The organism is Streptomyces sp. NPDC007162 (assembly GCF_040634175.1).
GTDB lineage: Bacteria > Actinomycetota > Actinomycetes > Streptomycetales > Streptomycetaceae > Streptomyces.
In genome coordinates this window covers 1-3,268 of sequence record NZ_JBEYFC010000758.1, presented here as the reverse complement: position 1 = coordinate 3,268, position 3,268 = coordinate 1, and the positions used below count along the sequence as shown (strand labels likewise).

Below are 3,268 nucleotides of genomic sequence, written 5' to 3'. Positions count from 1 at the left end.
GGCACCGAGCCGCACGGTCGAGGGCGGGCCCGGCACCGGCAGGACGGTGGCCGCCCTGCACCGGGCGGCCTTCGTCCTGCAGACCGGACTCGTCACCGCGTTCGTCTCCGTCGTCACCTTCTTCGGCATCATGGCCGTCCTGCTGGTGATCGACGTGCAGCTCGCGCTCGTCGTCTTCATCACCCTGCCCCCGCTGATCGTCGCGACCTTCTTCTTCCGCCGGGCGAGCGTGAAGGCGTACGAACTCGCCCGTGAGCGGGTGTCGGTGGTCAACGCCGACCTCCAGGAGTCGGTGGCGGGCCTCAGGATCGTGCAGGCCTTCCGGCGCGAGGGCGACGGCTCCCGGCGCTTCGCCGAGCGCAGCGAGAGCTACCGCAAGGCCCGGACCCGGGGGCAGTTCCTGATATCGCTCTACTTCCCGTTCGTGCAGCTGCTGTCCTCGGTGGCCGCCGCGAGCGTGCTGATCGCGGGCGCGCACCGGGTCGAGGCGGCCACCCTCACCACCGGCGCGCTGGTCGCCTACCTCCTCTACATCGACCTGTTCTTCGCGCCCGTCCAGCAGCTCTCGCAGGTCTTCGACGGCTACCAGCAGGCGACCGTCTCCCTCGGCCGCATCCAGGAACTCCTGCGCGAGCCGACGTCCACCAGGTCCGCCGAGCGGCCGCGCGAGGTCGGTTCCCTGCGCGGCGACATCGCCTTCGAGGACGTGCGCTTCTCCTACGGCGGCGCCGACGACTCCGACGCGGCCCTCGTCGGAGTCGACCTGGTCATCCCGGCCGGGCAGACGGTCGCCTTCGTCGGCGAGACCGGCGCGGGCAAGTCGACCCTGGTCAAGCTGGTCGCACGGTTCTACGACCCGACGGGCGGCCGGGTGACCGCCGACGGCACGGACCTGCGCGACCTGGACCTCACCTCGTACCGGCACCGTCTGGGAGTGGTCCCCCAGGAGGCGTACCTCTTCCCGGGGACCGTCCGGGACGCCATCGCGTACGGGCGGCCCGGGGCGAGCGACGCCGAGGTGGAGGCGGCGGCCCGCGCGGTCGGCGCCCACGAGATGATCGCCACCCTCGACGGCGGCTACCTCCACCAGGTGGCCGAGCGCGGCCGCAACCTCTCGGCCGGCCAGCGCCAGCTGATCGCGCTGGCCCGCGCGGAACTCGTCGATCCCGACGTGCTGCTCCTCGACGAGGCGACGGCGGCGCTCGACCTGGCCACGGAGGCGCAGGTCAACCTGGCCACCGACCGCCTCACGGGCCGTCGTACGACGCTCGTGGTCGCCCACCGGCTGACCACCGCCGCCCGCGCCGACCGGGTGGTGGTCATGGACCACGGCCGGGTCGCCGAGGACGGCACCCACGAGGAACTCCTCGCGCGCGGCGGCCGGTACGCCGAACTGTGGTGCACCTTCATCGGCCGGTCCGAGGAACCGGAGGAGCCGGTGGGCGCGGCCCGCTGAGCCGCCGCCCGGCCCCGGAGCACCGGAGCGGGGGCGGCGGACCCGTGTCCCTGACGGCCGTGCAACCATCCGACATACGTCGTGCGTCCGTACATCAGTACGTACATGGATGGGGCACAGCCGGGGCATGGGAGGGGACGACGGTGGACAGTGGTGCGACCCGACGGCGGCTGGCGTTCGGCGCGGCCGTACTGGCCGTCTCCGGGGCGCTGGCCCTCGTGGCGCCGGCCGAGGCCGGGGCGGTGACGGCCGGGAACTGTGCCGGCCGTGAGGTCCGGGCGCTGCCCTTCGCCACCGGCACGGTGCACGTCTACCGGCAGGGCGGCTACGTCTGCGCGGTCACCCTCGCCAAGGACCCCGGCACGCAGCGCACCATGTCCGTCAGCGTCCAGGCCCGCGGCAACCGCCCGGTCGTCGACAAGGGCAGGTACACCCATCGCGCGGGCCCGGTGACCGTCCACGCCGGCCACCGCTGCGTCTGGGTGAAGGGCGCGGTGGCGGGCGGCTCGGTGAGCTCGGGGTGGATCCTCTGCTGAGGAGCGGCACCGTACGTTCACACGCGGCGGGCGCAGCCCACCGGCCGGTCACCGCCGAGGTGCACGTAGAGCGCGGTCGCGGCCGGGCAGTCGTCCCGTGCGGTCACCGCCCGTACCACCCGGTACTGCGGTCTCCGTCCGCCCGATCCGTCGCAGGCGGTCTCGCGGACCTGCCCGCGGCCCGAGCCGTAGACGCAGTCGCCGACGACGGTGCGCGGTCCGCCGCCCCCGCCGGGGTCACCGGGGTGCGGCGGCTCCAGGTTGCGCATGCAGGCGTAGCCCTGCGGGATCGTTCCGGCACCATCACCGTGACCGTCCTGGCCGCCGTTCGTGCGCTGGGCCGCGATGTGCAGCACGAAGTCGGTGGTGGCCGGGCACGGCGGCCCGTCGGCGACGGCGCCGTCGTGGCGGGCGACCACCCGGGCCGCCGCCCGTTCGCCGGTGCAGGGCACCTCGGTGAAGCCGGCGGTCCCGAACGAACTGCACTCGCCCACCGCCAGGAACCGCGCCCCGTACCCGGACACCGCCGTGCCCGCCGTGGGCCGCGCGCTGTCGGCCGGGGCCCCCGGCGAGGCCGGTAGGCACCCGGCTGCCGGCAGGGCGACGAACAGCGTCACCAGCACGCCCGCGATGCGTCGGTTCCTCATGCCGCCCCCCTGCCGGCGCGGGCCCGCGGCCATGGGCCCCGCCGGTCGTGCGGGAGGCTTTCCCCCTGTTGGGGGTGTTATGCCCGGCCCGTTACGTGCGTCTGGTACGTCAGCCCGTGGCCGATCGGATACAGCACCTGCGCCGGATCGTCCGCCCGCTGCACCGGCACCGGCAGCCTGCCCCGCGGTGCCACCCGACCCGCGATCACCCGGGCGGCGGCCCGCAGTTCGACGTCGGTCCAGGAGTAGGTCGCCAAACAGGCCTTCACCATGGGCAGGTGCGCGACGTCGTAGGGATTGCGCACCGCGACCACGATCACCGGCCGCCCGGTGCCGACCAGTTGTTCCACCAGCTTCCGCTGTCCGCCGCCCGCCGTGACGTTGTACGTCCCGACGACCACCGCGTCCGTCCCGCGGGCCGCCGTGACCGCGCTGTCGATCGTCGCGGCGGAGGGGTCGGTACCGGTGGACAACGCGGTCGCGGCGAAGCCGAGTTCGGTGAGGGCGGCGGCCAGGACACCGGTGGGCGGACCCGTCGTACCGGACGGGGAGGCCGGGTCGGCGCCCACCACCAGTACCTTGCCGTGCGCACGGGGCGACAGCGGGAGCAGGCCGTCCTCGTTGACCAG

4 protein-coding genes are annotated in these 3,268 nt (G+C 74.3%); 2 read left to right on the top strand and 2 right to left on the bottom strand.

The window, feature by feature from the left end:
- Together ABZ646_RS43445 and ABZ646_RS43440 are read left to right on the top strand one after the other, a co-directional pair.
- Positions 1-1,456: ABC transporter ATP-binding protein (locus ABZ646_RS43445; RefSeq protein ID WP_360532411.1), on the top strand; the 1,456-nt coding region annotated here is incomplete at its 5' end.
- 143 nt (positions 1,457-1,599) lie between these two features.
- Positions 1,600-1,992, top strand: coding sequence for a hypothetical protein (locus tag ABZ646_RS43440; protein WP_360532408.1), 393 nt, complete (start codon positions 1,600-1,602; stop codon positions 1,990-1,992).
- Between the two features lie 17 nt (positions 1,993-2,009).
- On the opposite strand, the gene ABZ646_RS43435 is transcribed toward ABZ646_RS43440, so the two are convergent.
- Both ABZ646_RS43435 and ABZ646_RS43430 read right to left on the bottom strand, forming a co-directional pair.
- The gene (locus ABZ646_RS43435; RefSeq protein ID WP_360532405.1) at positions 2,010-2,639 is read right to left on the bottom strand and encodes a hypothetical protein; all 630 of its coding nucleotides are present in this window, start codon (positions 2,637-2,639) and stop codon (positions 2,010-2,012) included.
- Between the two features lie 77 nt (positions 2,640-2,716).
- The coding region (locus ABZ646_RS43430; RefSeq protein ID WP_360532402.1) for a glycoside hydrolase family 3 C-terminal domain-containing protein at positions 2,717-3,268 on the bottom strand (552 nt) is incomplete at its 5' end.

Excerpts from the sequence above, each read along its gene's own strand:
- ABZ646_RS43435 (WP_360532405.1), bottom strand. The coding sequence starts at position 2,639 with ATGAGGAACCGACGCATCGCGGGCGTGCTGGTGACGCTGTTCGTCGCC.